The following is a 13,457-nucleotide window of genomic DNA, read 5'->3' as shown; positions in this document are numbered from 1 at the left end:
GCGTCACCGGGCGAGGGTTGCAACATCATCAGGGCATGGTATAGCCGTATTTCTCGATGACCTCGCGCGCCTTGGGGCCGCGCAAAAACGCGAGATAGGCCTTGGCCTCGGCCTTGCCTACCCCCGGCTTGAGCACGATGGCGCTCTGGTCGATGGCGCCATAGTCGGCCTGCGGCACCGTCCACCACTCGCCCTGGCCCGAACCTAGGGCCTGCGACAGGGCGACGAAGCCCAGTTGCGCATTGCCGGTGGCGACGAAGTCGAAGGTCTGTCCGATGTTGGAGCCCTCGACGATTCTGGGTTTGAGGCCGTCGTAAAGCCCCATCTTGTTCAGCGCCTCGACGGCGGCGGTGCCGTAGGGCGCCGTCCTGGGATTGGCAATGGCCAGATGCGCGAAGTCGCGCTTGCGCAGAATTGCCTCTCCCTGATCCTTGACCGGCAAGGTGGTGCTGTAGAGCACCAGCGTACCGCGGGCATAGATGAAGTTGCTCGCCGCCACCGCGTAGCCATCTCGCGCCAGTTTGGGCGCCGTGGTGTCGTCGGCGGCCAGCAGAATGTCGAACGGCGCGCCATTGCGGATCTGCGCCGCAAACTGGCCCGTGGCACCGAAGGCGTACTTCACCTCGACGCCGGATGTCGCCTTGAAGGCCGCTCCGATTTCCTCGGCCGGTTTCTTGAAATTGGCGGCAACCGCCACCGTGATGGCCTGAGCCTGCGCCGTGGCCGTCAGCACGAAAGGCAGGCCGAGCACGAGCACCGCGCGGCGCAACATCGTCGTGAATGGTTTCATCAGAACACTCCGTCAGTTTGGGTTACACGAAGAGGAAAAAGACGGCCCCACAGTAAGCCCGTGGGGCCGTCAAGCGAGATGGGACGCTGGGCCCACCCCGAGGATGATCGCCCTGTCAAAGCATTCGATGCCCTTCTCATTTCGGATTTTCATTGTATTTCAATAAATATATCGCAGGACCATTCACAGCCCTTTGTGCCTTACGCCACGAAAGCGGCTGTGATCGGCAAGCATGCGACGGCCTACAGCCGCGCCGACGTTGAACCTATACTTGCCGCAGCGCCGATTTGCCCTGGGCTTGCGGGCGCGTAATAAATACCGCTAAAACAGCGCAGACCACCGGCGGTTTTCGCTGCATTGCCAGCGCCGCCGGTTTTGTTTTTGCAGGAACACCCATGAGTGCTTCGCCCTCCGCCCTCGGTGACGTCACGCCGCAGCGCATGGCGTTCGAGCAGCCGCTACCGCTTCAAAGCGGCGCGCAGTTGCCGCCTTACGAGTTGATGTTTGAAACCTACGGCACGCTCAATGCCGAGCGCAGCAACGCCGTACTGGTCTGCCATGCGCTCAACGCCAGCCATCACGCCGCCGGCACGCATGCGGGCGACCCCAAGAGCGTGGGCTGGTGGGACAACCTGATCGGCCCCGGCAAGCCGCTCGACACCCGCCGCTTCTTCGTGCTGTGCGTGAACAATCCGGGCTCGTGTTTCGGCTCGACAGGGCCCATGAGCCTCGACCCCGCGACGGGCCAGCCCTGGGGCAGCCGCTTCCCCGTCGTCACCGTCGAAGACTGGGTGGATGCGCAGGCGCGGCTGCTCGACCGCCTGGGCATTGCCCGTCTGGCCGCCGTGATCGGCGGCAGCCTGGGCGGCATGCAGGCGCTGAGCTGGACGCTGCGCCATCCCGAGCGCGTGGCCCACTGCGCGGCGATCGCCACCGCGCCCAGCCTGTCGGCGCAGAACATCGCCTTCAACGAGGTGGCGCGCCGCGCCATCATCACCGACCCCGACTTTCACGGCGGCGACTTCTACGCCCACGGGGTCGTGCCCAAGCAGGGCCTGGCGGTGGCACGCATGATCGGACACATCACCTACCTCAGCGACGACGCCATGGGGGCCAAATTCGGCCGCGCGCTGCGCAACGGGGTGTTGGGCTACGGCTTTGGCGTGGACTTCGAAATCGAAAGTTATCTGCGCTATCAGGGCGATAAATTCAGCGGCTATTTCGACGCCAACGCCTACTTGCTCATCACCCGGGCGCTCGACTACTTCGACCCGGCGCGCGCCAGCGGCGGCGATCTGGCCCAAGGCCTTGCCGCTGCGCGGGCGCGATTCCTGCTGGTGAGCTTCACGACCGACTGGCGCTTCTCGCCGCAACGCTCTCGCGAAATCGTGCAGGCGCTGGTAACCAACCGCCGCGCCGTGACCTATGCCGAAGTCGATGCCCCGCAAGGCCACGACGCCTTCCTCATGGACCACCCGCATTACCACGGCGTCGTGCGCGCCTGGTTCGACCGCATCGCACAGGAGCTTGAAGCGCAAGAAAACGCCGGGCCGCCCCAAGTTTTCTTGCCCCCCTCGGGGGGCGGTCTGGGCGAAGCGCAGACCTGGGGGCAATCATGACCACCCCCCTGAGCGTGATTGCCGACCTGGTGCCCCACGGCAGCCGGGTGCTCGATCTGGGCTGCGGCGACGGCCGCATGCTGGCGCATCTGCGCGACACCCGCGGCTGCACGGGCCTGGGGGTGGAGATCGACCCTGAAAAGCTGATTGCCGCCGCCGGGAAAGGCGTGGATGTGCTGCAGTACGACCTCGAGCAGGGCTTGTCCATGTTTGGCGACCGCAGCTTCGACGTGGTGCTGCAGATCGACAGCCTGCCCAATATCCGCCATACCGAAAACGCGCTGCGCGAGACCGCGCGCGTGGGCCGATTGGGCATTCTCAGCTTCGCCAACTTCGCCCACTGGAGCATCCGCCTGCAAATCCTGACAGGCCGCCTGCCGGTAACGCCCGAGCTGCCTTACGAGTGGTACAACACCCCGAACCTGCGCGTGGCCACCTATGCCGACTTCGAACGCCTGGCCGCCCATTGCGGGCTGCGCGTCGTCGATGCCTTTGGGGTGCGCAATGGACGGCGCATCAGTTTCGCCCCCGGGCTGCTGGCCTCAGAGGCGGTGTTCTGCGTGCAGGGGGTGTGACGGGCCCTGCCGGAGGGGCGTCAACCCGTCAATCGGGTCAACGCCCCGGCAGTTCGGTCGATGAACTCGTTCACTGTCCCCTTCACTGACCCCGATAGGCGGGCAGTTCGATGACGTAGGTATCGACGGCGGCGCTGGGGTTGATCACCGGGCTGTTGGGGTTGGCATCGCCCCAGTCGCTGGCCACCAGGATGCGGGTGCCGCTGGGGCTGATCACCAGATTGGGCTGGGCCCAGTAGTTGCTGGTCTTGGCGTTGCTGTAGTTGCCCGTGCTGCGGTGATGGGCCACGCGGTAGACCTTGCCCGTGTCGATATTGGCCAGCACGATCTCCTGGTCCAGGTAGGTCTGGGCCGCGCCGGAGACGGTGGGCTGGTAGCCGTTGCAGTTGCCCGTGCTGCCTGCCGGACAGCCGGTGATGGCCAGCGCCACCCAGCCCGGCGCGCGGCTGCGCCCGGACAGCAACCCGCCCGTGCGCGGGTAGCCGTCGCCAGTGGATTCGCCAATGATGGTGCTGACCACGCCGGTGGTGAGGTTGGCCGCCATCAGGTTGCCGCTGCCCGCCGGACCGTCGAACTGCACGGCCACGAAGACGTCGTTGCCCGCGGCGTTCTGCAGCAGGTCGCCGTGCTCGGTGCCGCCAAAGGCGATCTGGCGCTGCACGGCACCGGCCTCGCTGAGCACGCTCACCTTGGTGTCGTCGCCCAGCATGAGGCCGCGTCCGCTGGGCAGGGCCTGGGCGACATTGCCTTCGTGGGTGCCGTAGGTGGAGATCTTGTTGGTGCTCAGGCGATAGCTGAACTGGCCTTGGAGGGCCGCGCCGCCGGGACCGTTCTTCTCTTGATACACGCCGAAGCCGAACAGGTCGCCGTCGGCACTGGCGGCGAAGGGGTCGCCGCCGCCGCCGATCTTGCCGCTGGTGGGGGTCAGCGCGGCGTTGCCGGTGAAGCTCTTGAGCACGGTCTTCTGTCCGGTGTTGACGTTGTAGGCGACGAGCTCGCGCAGGTAGGTGCCGCCACTCTCGCGGTTGTCCACGTAGCGCAGCAGCGCGGGATTCACGGGATCCCAGTAGACCTGCTCGACGTCGGCGGGGTTGATGTCGATGAATTTGATGAATTTGTAGGTCTTGCCGTCAAACAGGGCATGCCCGCTCTGCCCGCCCGACTGCGGCGAGGTGATGTAGAGAAAGAGCAGGGATTCGTCGCAGTTCCAGGACTGGATGGTGGGGTACACGGGCACGGCCACGCCGGCCTTGAAATCAGACGCCACGTCGGTCACGCGCACGATGCGGGTGTTGCCGGGAAAATCAGGGTCGGCCACGCTCACGCCCTTGGCGGGCTTGGCCAGCGCCGTGTACGGCCGCAGGGCCTTGCCGTAGTCCACCAGACCCGACGCAGGATTCGAGGAGGCGGTGCCGCAGGTGGTCGCGACAGGTGGCGTCGTGGGCGTCGTGGGAGTCGTGGGAGTCGTGGGCGTCGTGGGCGTCGTGGGCGTCGTGGGCGTCGTGGGCGTCGTCGGAGTCGTCGGAGTCGTCGGAGTCGTCGAGCTTTGATTCGAAGAAGTGGCTCCGCCAGTCACCACCGGCTGCGGGCTGGCGATTGCCGCGGTTCCCGGGGCGGCCGCAGTATTGGCGGCCAGCTCTGCACCGCCGCCACCGCCTCCACAAGCGGCCAGCACAGCAGAGGCGCAGGCCGCGGCCACCATCGCTTTGAGAAATGAAACGTTCATGACAACTCCCTCACATGGACCCAACGACACCGACACTTGCAGTCAGCATGTCGCTGGACAACCCCGAACGCCTTCAGCGTCATTTTTTTCACTGAACTCGCCCGCAATATATGGATAAATAATGGACGTCTTGTTACATCGAGACTGGCCGACTTCCTTCGTTCAGCCCTCTGCCCTCGAACGTCCTCATCTCGATGCCGTCGATTCCCGTAGGAAATCATCGGCAAATGTCGCATTCGATGGGCTGAATTGTCGAATTTGTCCGGGTCCGAATCGATCAGCACGCCCCCCATTACCGCGTCGGAAAAGGATGATTTCCCTGTCAGAAATTTCTGATAGTCTGATGCCGTTCTGATCATTTCCTGCGGCGCTGGTTTTTGGGCGACAAAAATGACGCCGATCTCACGGAGCGGTCGCTGACCATGAAAGCTGTGCTCTCCTCGGACGATACCGATCCGACTCCCGCTCCGGGGCGCGAGGCCATTTCGGCTGTGGACGACTGGCGTGTTGCCTTCGATCTACCCGAACTGGTCGATCAGTTGCCCGGTTTCGTATTCCGTCTGCGACACGGCGGAGACCCGTTGCAATGCGATTTCGCCAGCGCCAACTGCCATGAGGTCTGCGGGCTGCCGATTGGTGAACTGCGCGATCTGGCGCAGCGCATCATCGACCGGATCGACCCGCAGGACCTCGCCCCCTTTCACGCCAGCTTGCAGGCCAGCGTGGCATCGGGGTTCTGGAACTGGGAGGGACGCCTTCACACCCAGCATGGGCTCAAGTGGGTGAACGTGCGCGCCCGCACGCGTAGTCTCGATGCGCTGACCGCCGAGTCCACCGGCATCATGCTCAACGTCACCCACAGTCACCAGCGCGAATCGCAGTTGCTCACACTATCGAGCGATTTGCGACAGGTGGCCTCGCATCTGGAGTCGGTACGGGAGGCCGAACGGGCGCGCATGGCGCGCGACCTGCATGACGATCTAGGACAGGTGCTCACCGCCTTGCAGATGGATGTGGCTTTGCTGCGTCGGCAATTCGGCGCTTCCGACTCGACGGATCTGTTCGGCAATGTCGACAAGCTCATCCGCACCGCCGCGGAAGCAGGACGGCGCGTGGCGGCCGAGCTACGTCCCAGCGTGCTCGATCTGGGGCTCAAGGCGGCGCTGCGCTGGATGGCCGAGCAATACGCCAAGCGCTACGACTTGCGTGTGATCACCGATCTGAGCTACCTGTGCGAGGTGGACGACTTGATCGCCACGGAGCTGTTCCGCATCGCGCAGGAAGGCCTGACAAATGTGGCGCGTCATGCCAAGGCACGCCAGGCCTGGGTGCGCTGCGTCGATGCGCAAGGTGGGCAGATCTGCATTTCCGTGGAGGACGATGGTCTGGGCTACACGCCGCAGCACGCCTCCCCCAGCCGCCCTTCACTGGGCCTGCGCGGCATGCGCGAGCGCGCCGCGGTGTTCGGCGGCAGCTTCCAGCTCGACGCTTCGCCGCATGGCGGCGCGCGGGTGAGAGTGTGCATGCCCGTGACCGAGGAGCCCGCCCATGGATGAACCGCGCGTGCTCATCATCGACGACCATGCGCTGCTGGGCGAGAGCCTGGCGCGCTTTCTCGGCTCCAACGGCATGCAGGCCGTATGGTGCGGCGACATCGTCCAGGCCATGCAGGCCATCCGCGAACAACCCTGGAGCGTGGTGCTGCTCGATCTGTCGATGCCGCAGGGCAATGGGCTCGATCTGCTCAAGCGCATCAAGCTCGCCCATCCCGCGTTGCCCGTGCTCATCCTGAGCATGCATCCCGAGCAGCAGTTTGCCCTGCGTGCCCTGCGCGGCGGGGCCGCCGGCTATCTGACCAAGGGCTGCAGCCCCGATGTGCTCGTCGAAGCCATCCACAAAGTCATTCACGGCGGACGCTATCTCACCCCGGGCGTGGCCGAGCAGCTGGCCAATTACATGAACGAAGGCGACGCGGCCGAGGAGCCCCATGCCCGCCTTTCCGATCGCGAGATGCAGGTGTTCATGCGGTTGGTCGAAGGCAAATCGGTCAATCAGGTCGCGGATGAGTTGCACATCAGTTGCAAGACGGTGAGCACCCACAAGACCCGGCTGATGCACAAACTCGCCCTCGACAACGACGCCGATCTGGTGCGTTACGCCATGCACCAGGGCATCGTGAGCTGAGGCCACGCTGAACTTGTCTTTCGCGGTCGCCCTAAGGCGCCGCCAAGACACGACGCGCCGCGGTTTTTATACTGCCGCTGATGCAAACCCCCTACTCGCCTGACCGCGCGGTGCAACTCGCGCGAGACACTCTGGATATCGAAGCCCGCGCCCTGGTCGCCCTGCGCGAGCGCCTCGCCAGCCCGCCCCTCTCGCGTGCCTTGGCGCAGGCGGTGCAGTGCATTCTGCAGAGCACCGGGCGTGTGGTGGTTTCGGGCATGGGCAAGTCGGGCCATGTGGGCCGCAAGATCGCCGCCACCTTCGCCTCCACCGGTACACCGGCCTACTTCGTGCACCCGGCCGAAGCCAGTCACGGCGACCTCGGCATGGTGACGCGCGACGACGTGTTCCTGGCCCTGTCCAACTCGGGCGAGACCGAGGAGCTCACCCGCATCGTGCCTCAGGTCAAGCGCCTTGGCGCCACCCTCATCAGCATGACCGGCCGCACCGACTCGACCCTGGCGCGACATGCCGACATCCTGCTCGATTGCGCGGTCGAACAGGAAGCCTGTCCGCTCAACCTGGCCCCCACTGCGAGCACGACCGCCCAGCTCGCCCTGGGCGACGCCCTCGCCGTCGCCCTGCTCGACGCCCGGGGCTTCGGCCCGGACGACTTCGCCCGAACCCATCCCGGCGGCAGTCTCGGACGCCGGTTGCTCACCCACGTTCGCGATGTGATGCGCCACGGCGAAGCCGTGCCCACCGTGTCGGGCGACGCGCCTTTCACCGCCGCCCTGATGGAAATCACCCGCAAGGGCCTGGGCATGACCGCCGTGGTCGATGCGCAGGGCGTGCTGGCGGGCATCATCACCGACGGCGATCTGCGACGGCTCATCGAGAAGGGCGCCAATCTCAACACGCTGCAGGCGAAGCAGGCCATGCATCCGCAGCCACGCACCATCGGACCGGACGCGCTGGCGGTCGAGGCCGTGCAGCTCATGGAGCAATACCGCATCAATCAGTTGCTGGTGGCCGATCCGCAGGGCCGCCCCGTCGGCGCACTGAACACGCACGACCTGTTGGCCGCCAAGGTCATCTGACAGAGAGCCCGCCCCCGCCATGGACGCCACGCCACGCCTCGCCTTCGACCCGGAACTCATCCTCGACGTCCTCGACGTCCGCCTGCTGCTGCTCGATGTCGACGGCGTGCTCACGCCCGGCGATCTGCTCTACGGCGCCCAGGGCGAGGAGCTCAAGCGCTTTTCCACCCTCGATGGGCACGGCCTCAAGCTGCTGATGAGCGCGGGCGTCGAGCCGGTCATCCTCTCCGGGCGCGACAGCCCCGCCTTGCGCGCCCGCATCGCCGAACTCGGCCTGAGGCACAGCGTGCTGGGCAGCGGTGCCAAGCTGCCGGCGGCTCAGAATCTGCTCGACCAGCTCCAATTGAGCTGGGAGCAAGTGGCCATCATCGGTGACGACTGGCCCGATCTGGCCCTGATCGCACGCGCGGGGTTCAGCGCCGCGCCGCCGCAAAGCCACCCCGAGGTGCTGGCCCGCGTGCGCCACATCACCCATGCGCCGGCCGGACTGGGCGCGGTGCGCGAAATCTGCGATCTGCTGCTGACGGCACGAGGTGCCTACGCGGCCTTGCTGCAGGACGCGCTCGACGGCAAACCGCACACGCCACCGCGGCAGTCCGACCCCATCACCGGCACCCTGGCTGAACCCGGCGCGGTGCAGTCCAGCGCCCGCTGAAAGGCCGCCGACCATGCGCACGAATCTGCGCCAGCTCTGGCTGCGTCTGAGCGCCTGGACGCCCATCCTGTTGCTGGCCCTGGCGGCCGGGTTCAGCTGGTGGGTGGCGCAGGTGGTGACACGTTCCGAGCAAGGGCCCAGGCGCGGCGCGGCGCACTCCGCCCTGCCCGACTATATGCTGCGCGAATTCTCGGCCACCAGCTACAACGCCCAGGGCCAGCTGGGTGCGGTGCTGCGCGGCACACAGATGGTTCACCGGCCGGACACCGACACGTTCGACATCACCGCGCCGCAGCTTCGCGCGGTCAACCCCGAGGGCATCGTGACCACCGCCAGCGCGCTGCGCGGCTTGTCCAACAAGGACGGCAGCAATGTGCAACTGTTCGGTCATGCCGTGGTGCAGCGCAGCGGCGTAGCGAACCAGCCGCCGCTGATCGTGCGCGGCGAGTTTCTCAACATCTTTCCCCATCAGCAGATCATTCAGTCCAACCGGCCGACCGTGGTGCAGCAGGGGCAGACCGTGTTCTCCGCCAACACGGTGGACTTCAACGGTATTGCCGGCACCTCGTCCATGCAGGGACGGGTGAAGGCCGTCATCGTTCCCGGCCAGGCGACGCAAGAGGCCAAGCCATGACGGCACCCATCGTCTTGCTCACCGGCGCGTCGAGCGGCATTGGCGCTGCGCTGGCCGCGGCATATGCCGCCCGCGGCTGGCGGCTGGTGTTGATCGCGCGCCGCGCCGAGCGCCTTGAGCAGGTCGTGCGCGAGGCCGGACTCGACCCTGCCGATGCCAGCCGCGTGCGGCTCATCGCCGCCGACGTCCTCGACATCGACCGTCTTCGCACCGAAGCCCACGCGCTGCTGCGCACCTGGGGATGCCCGCAGGTGGTCATTGCCAACGCCGGCATCAGCCACGGCGTCGACCTGTCGCACCCGGACGATCTCGATGTGGCGGCCCACATCATGGACGTCAACTGGAAAGCCGCCCTGGCCACGCTGGCCCCCTTCATCGCCCCGATGCAGGCGCGTGGCAGCGGCGCGCTGGTGGGCATCGCCAGCGTCGCCGGGGTGCGCGGCCTGCCCGGACACGCGGCCTATTGCGCCAGCAAGGCAGCGCTCGTTCGCTCGCTGGAGAGCCTGCGGGTCGAACTGCGGTCCAGCGGCGTCAAGGTGGTCACCCTCAGCCCAGGTTATGTGGCTACGCCGATGACCGAGGGCAACCGCTTTCGCATGCCCTTTCTGATGCCTCCGGCCGCCTTCGCCCAACGCGCCCTGAGCGCCATCGACGCGGGCCGCGCCTACATCACCATTCCGTGGCCGATGGGCGTGCTGAGCAAGCTGCTGCATAGCGTGCCGCGGGCCCTGTTCGACCCCTTCGCCGGACGCCACGGCCGCAAGGCGCGCAAGGCGCCCAGCCCGCCCTGAGTGGTGGCCGCGCCGCGGCTCAGCCCTTCGCTGCGAGTAGCGAGGCGTCCAGAATGTCCAGCGCCTCGGCGAACACAGCCTCTGAAATGGTCAGCGGGAACAGGAAACGCACCACGTTGTAGTCCACGCCGCAGGTCAGCAGGATGAGCTTGCGCTTGAGCGCCTCGGCCTGGACCCGCTTGGTGAAGTCGGCATCGGGCTTGCCCGTGACCGGATCGTTGAACTGCGCCGCCACCATCGCGCCCAGGCCGCGCACGTCGGCGATCTGCGGCACCTCGCCGCGTCGCGCGTTCAGCCGGGCCTTGAGCTGGTCACCCAGCTTCTGCCCGCGCGCGGGCAATTGCTCGTCACGCATGACGTCGATGACCGCGTGCGCGGCCGCGATGGCCAAGGGGTTGCCCGCGTAGGTGCCGCCCAGGCCGCCGGGAGCCGGCGCGTCCATGATTTCGGCACGGCCGGTCACGGCCGACAGCGGCGTGCCCGCGGCCAGCGACTTGGCAATGGTCATCAGATCGGGCAGGATGCCCGCCTGCTCGAAGAAATGCTCCATGGCGAACAGCCGGCCGGTGCGACCGAACCCGGTCTGCACTTCATCGGCAATGAGCACGATGCCGTGCTGATCGCACAGCTCGCGCAACCACTTCAGCGCCTCCAGCGAAATGACGTTGAACCCGCCCTCGCCCTGGATGGGCTCGAAGATGATGGCGGCCACGCGCGAAGGTTCGATATCGGCCTTGAAAAGATGCTCCACCGCCTTCTTCACCTCGGCCAGCGGCACGCCTTCTGCCGGGAAGGGCGCGTGATAGATCTCCGGCGGAAAGGGACCGAATCCGGCCTTGTACGGCTGCACCTTGCCGGTCAGCGACACGGCAAACAGGCTGCGGCCATGAAAGCCGCCGCCAAACGCGATCACGCCGCCGCGCTTGGTGTGGGCGCGGGCGATCTTGACGGCATTCTCCACGGCCTCGGCGCCGGTCGAGAACAGCGCGGTCTTCTTGGCGTGGGTGCCGGGGGTGAGGGTGTTGAGCTGCTCGGCCAGCGCGACATAGCTTTCATACGGCACGACCTGGTAGCAGGTGTGGGTGAAGCGCTGCAGTTGCGCCTCGATGGCGGCGACGATCCTGGGATGGCGATGACCGACGTTGAGCACGGCGATGCCGCCGGCGAAGTCGATGTAGCGCTGGCCTTCGACGTCCCAGAGCTCGGCGCCCTCGGCGCGGTCGGCATAGAAGCCGGCCATGACGCCAACGCCGCGCGGGGTGGCGGCGGCGCGGCGGGCTTGCAGTTGTTCGTTCAACGAGTGGTTCATGGTGGAGTCTCCGTGGGGGTTCACAATCTCCCCACCCCAACCCTCCCCACGGGTGGGGAGGGAGCAGAACCTTGCTCCTCCCCCACACCGTGGGGGAGGTTGGGAGGGGGGTGTTGCGTGGGCTTTACTTCGCGCCGTCGATGCGTATCCAGGTGGTCTTGAGTTCGGTGTACTTGTCGAAGGCGTGCAGCGACTTGTCGCGGCCGTTGCCCGACTGCTTCACGCCGCCGAACGGCACGGTGATGTCGTCCTCGTCGTACTGGTTGACGTGCACGGTGCCCGCCTGCAGCGCGCGCGACACGCGCACCGCACGGTCGATATTGCGCGACCAAACCCCGGCGTGCAGGCCGTAGGCGCTGTCGTTGGCCAGGGCGATGGCCTCGTCCTCCGTCTTGAAGCGGATGACTGACAGCACGGGGCCGAAAATCTCCTCGCGGGCGATCTTCATGCTGTTCTTCACGCCGTCGAACACGGTGGGCGCGACGTACTGGCCTCCCGTCTCCTCCAGCGCGCGGCAGCCGCCGGCCACGCACTTCGCGCCTTCGGCGATACCGGCCTGGATGTAGCCGAGCACGGTCTGCGTCTGGGTTTCGTCCACCAGCGCGCCCAGCACGGTCGAGGCATCCAGCGGGTCGGCCGGGTGGTATTGCGGGGTCAGCGCGGCGAGCTTCTCGACAAAGGCGTCGGCGATGCTCTCTTGCACCAGCAGACGCGAGGGCGCGTTGCAGCTCTCGCCCTGGTTGTAGAACATGCTGCCGATGGCCGTGCTCGCGGCGCGATCGAGATCGTCGAAGTCGGCGAACACGATGTTGGCCGATTTGCCGCCGAGCTCGTTGTACACGCGCTTGAGGTTGCTGCGGCTGGCATAGTCGAGCATGCGGCGCCCGGTGCGGGTGGAGCCGGTGAAGCCGATGGCGTCGACGTCCATGTGCAGCGCCAGGGCCTCGCCGGCCTCGTGACCGAATCCCGGCACGACGTTGAACACGCCTTCGGGCAGACCCGCTTCGAGGGCCAGCTCGGCCAGACGCAGCGCGGTGAGCGGCGATTTCTCGGAGGGCTTGAGCACCACGCTGTTGCCCGCGGCCAATGCAGGCCCCAGCTTCCACGAGGCCATGAGCATCGGGTAATTCCAGGGCACGATGGCGCCGACCACGCCCATGGCCTCGCGGGTCACCAGGGCCAGGGCACTGCTGCCGGTGGGAGCGATTTCGTCGTAGATCTTGTCCACGGCCTCGCCATACCACTGGATGCACCGGGCCGCGGCCACCACATCGGTGGACAGGCTGTTCTTGATGGGTTTGCCCATGTCGAGCGTTTCGAGCAGGGCGAGTTCGTCGCGCGCAGCCCGCAGCGCTGCTGCAAAGGCCACCAGCACCTTCTTGCGCGCGGCCGGCGGCTGGCCAGCCCAGCGGCGGTCGGCGAAAGCGGCACGAGCCGAGGCCACGGCACGGTCGACGTCGGCTGCCTTGCCCCGGGCGACGCGGGCGATCACCTTGCCATCGACGGGCGAGATGCAGTCGAACAGGCTGCCATCCGTCGCGGCCCAACGGCGGCCGTCGATCACCATGCGGCCGTCGATGCCGCGAGCCAGCAGGTCGTCGGCCCGCTGGTGCCAGATGCGGTTGAAGTTCTCGGTCATGCGAATCTCCTGAGTGATGTGTTTACGTCTTATTTTTCTGTAGCGCCATGATGGCGTAGTGTTTGCGGACCCGGGTGTGGTTCTCCCAGATGCCGCTGAATCCGCCGGGCACGACAAACGCGTCCCCGGCCTGGAAGGTCTGCGCCGCGCCGTCGTCTGCGGTGAGGGTCATGCGCCCTTCCAGCAGCACGCAGAACTCTTCTTCGTGCGGGTCGTAGCGCACCCGCCAGGCGCCGGGCTCGCCCTGCCAGATGCCTGCGGAGAACTGGCCGGTGCCGTCGGAGTAATGATTCCAGGCCAGCTGCTGCGGATTGCCGCGCAAGATGCGCTCGGGTGCAGGCGCGAAAGCATCGGGCTGCACCCCGGACTGAGCGAAGACGATGGGGCGGAGCGTCATGGTTCGAGAGGTGGGGAGGACGAGGCCTCCCCGGTGAAGGCAAAGGCGGCTTGCGCCAA

13 protein-coding genes are annotated in these 13,457 nt (G+C 66.6%); 8 read left to right on the top strand and 5 right to left on the bottom strand.

All coding sequences use genetic code 11. From position 1 onward, the window contains the following. Positions 1 to 28 precede the first annotated feature (28 nt). On the bottom strand, positions 29 to 790 hold the full coding sequence (gene modA / locus BVH73_RS09605; RefSeq protein WP_079418149.1) for a molybdate ABC transporter substrate-binding protein: 762 nt from the start codon (positions 788 to 790) through the stop codon (positions 29 to 31). A gap of 395 nt (positions 791 to 1,185) precedes the next feature. Between modA and metX the strand changes: the two genes are divergently transcribed. Both metX and metW read left to right on the top strand, forming a co-directional pair. Then, on the top strand, positions 1,186 to 2,409 hold the full coding sequence (gene metX, locus BVH73_RS09600; protein WP_245800312.1) for a homoserine O-succinyltransferase MetX: 1,224 nt from the start codon (positions 1,186 to 1,188) through the stop codon (positions 2,407 to 2,409). Continuing rightward, a complete protein-coding gene (gene metW, locus BVH73_RS09595) occupies positions 2,406 to 2,984 on the top strand; it encodes a methionine biosynthesis protein MetW (RefSeq protein WP_079418147.1) in 579 nt (192 codons plus the stop codon). The genes metX and metW overlap by 4 nt, the downstream gene beginning before the upstream one ends. Positions 2,985 to 3,066: 82 nt before the next feature. Here metW and BVH73_RS09590 read toward each other — a convergent pair whose 3' ends face one another. After that, positions 3,067 to 4,710: a hypothetical protein gene (locus tag BVH73_RS09590; RefSeq protein ID WP_079418145.1), complete on the bottom strand. Its 1,644-nt coding sequence runs from the start codon at positions 4,708 to 4,710 to the stop codon at positions 3,067 to 3,069. Between the two features lie 422 nt (positions 4,711 to 5,132). Here BVH73_RS09590 and BVH73_RS09585 point away from each other — a divergent pair, with 422 nt between their 5' ends. The 6 genes from BVH73_RS09585 to BVH73_RS09560 all read left to right on the top strand — a co-directional run bounded on the left by BVH73_RS09585 (position 5,133) and on the right by BVH73_RS09560 (position 10,053). Then, positions 5,133 to 6,266, top strand: a complete 1,134-nt coding sequence (locus BVH73_RS09585; RefSeq protein ID WP_079420499.1) for a PAS domain-containing sensor histidine kinase — start codon at positions 5,133 to 5,135, stop codon at positions 6,264 to 6,266. Next, the gene (locus BVH73_RS09580; RefSeq protein WP_079418143.1) at positions 6,259 to 6,894 is read left to right on the top strand and encodes a response regulator; all 636 of its coding nucleotides are present in this window, start codon (positions 6,259 to 6,261) and stop codon (positions 6,892 to 6,894) included. The genes BVH73_RS09585 and BVH73_RS09580 overlap by 8 nt, the downstream gene beginning before the upstream one ends. Before the next feature lie 80 nt (positions 6,895 to 6,974). Next, positions 6,975 to 7,973 (top strand): KpsF/GutQ family sugar-phosphate isomerase, encoded by a 999-nt coding sequence (locus tag BVH73_RS09575; RefSeq protein ID WP_079418141.1) that lies wholly within the window; start codon positions 6,975 to 6,977, stop codon positions 7,971 to 7,973. A 19-nt stretch (positions 7,974 to 7,992) separates the two neighbouring features. Beyond that, positions 7,993 to 8,628, top strand: a complete 636-nt coding sequence (locus tag BVH73_RS09570) for a KdsC family phosphatase (RefSeq protein WP_079418139.1) — start codon at positions 7,993 to 7,995, stop codon at positions 8,626 to 8,628. 13 nt (positions 8,629 to 8,641) lie between these two features. Further along, positions 8,642 to 9,262 (top strand): LPS export ABC transporter periplasmic protein LptC, encoded by a 621-nt coding sequence (gene lptC / locus BVH73_RS09565; protein WP_079418137.1) that lies wholly within the window; start codon positions 8,642 to 8,644, stop codon positions 9,260 to 9,262. Then, on the top strand, positions 9,259 to 10,053 hold the full coding sequence (locus tag BVH73_RS09560; protein ID WP_079418135.1) for an SDR family oxidoreductase: 795 nt from the start codon (positions 9,259 to 9,261) through the stop codon (positions 10,051 to 10,053). The genes lptC and BVH73_RS09560 overlap by 4 nt, the downstream gene beginning before the upstream one ends. A gap of 19 nt (positions 10,054 to 10,072) precedes the next feature. Here BVH73_RS09560 and gabT read toward each other — a convergent pair whose 3' ends face one another. The 3 genes from gabT to BVH73_RS09545 all read right to left on the bottom strand — a co-directional run bounded on the left by gabT (position 10,073) and on the right by BVH73_RS09545 (position 13,398). Further along, complete coding sequence (gene gabT / locus BVH73_RS09555) at positions 10,073 to 11,362, bottom strand: 4-aminobutyrate--2-oxoglutarate transaminase (RefSeq protein WP_079418133.1); 1,290 nt, start codon at positions 11,360 to 11,362, stop codon at positions 10,073 to 10,075. A 124-nt stretch (positions 11,363 to 11,486) separates the two neighbouring features. After that, entirely contained in the window at positions 11,487 to 13,001 is a 1,515-nt protein-coding gene (locus BVH73_RS09550; protein ID WP_079418131.1) for an aldehyde dehydrogenase, read from the bottom strand. A gap of 22 nt (positions 13,002 to 13,023) precedes the next feature. Continuing rightward, complete coding sequence (locus tag BVH73_RS09545) at positions 13,024 to 13,398, bottom strand: cupin domain-containing protein (RefSeq protein WP_079418129.1); 375 nt, start codon at positions 13,396 to 13,398, stop codon at positions 13,024 to 13,026. Positions 13,399 to 13,457 lie beyond the last annotated feature (59 nt).

The sequence above is a fragment of the Thiomonas intermedia genome (assembly GCF_002028405.1).
GTDB lineage: Bacteria > Pseudomonadota > Gammaproteobacteria > Burkholderiales > Burkholderiaceae_C > Thiomonas > Thiomonas intermedia.
This window is presented reverse-complemented; position numbering and strand designations above follow the sequence as displayed.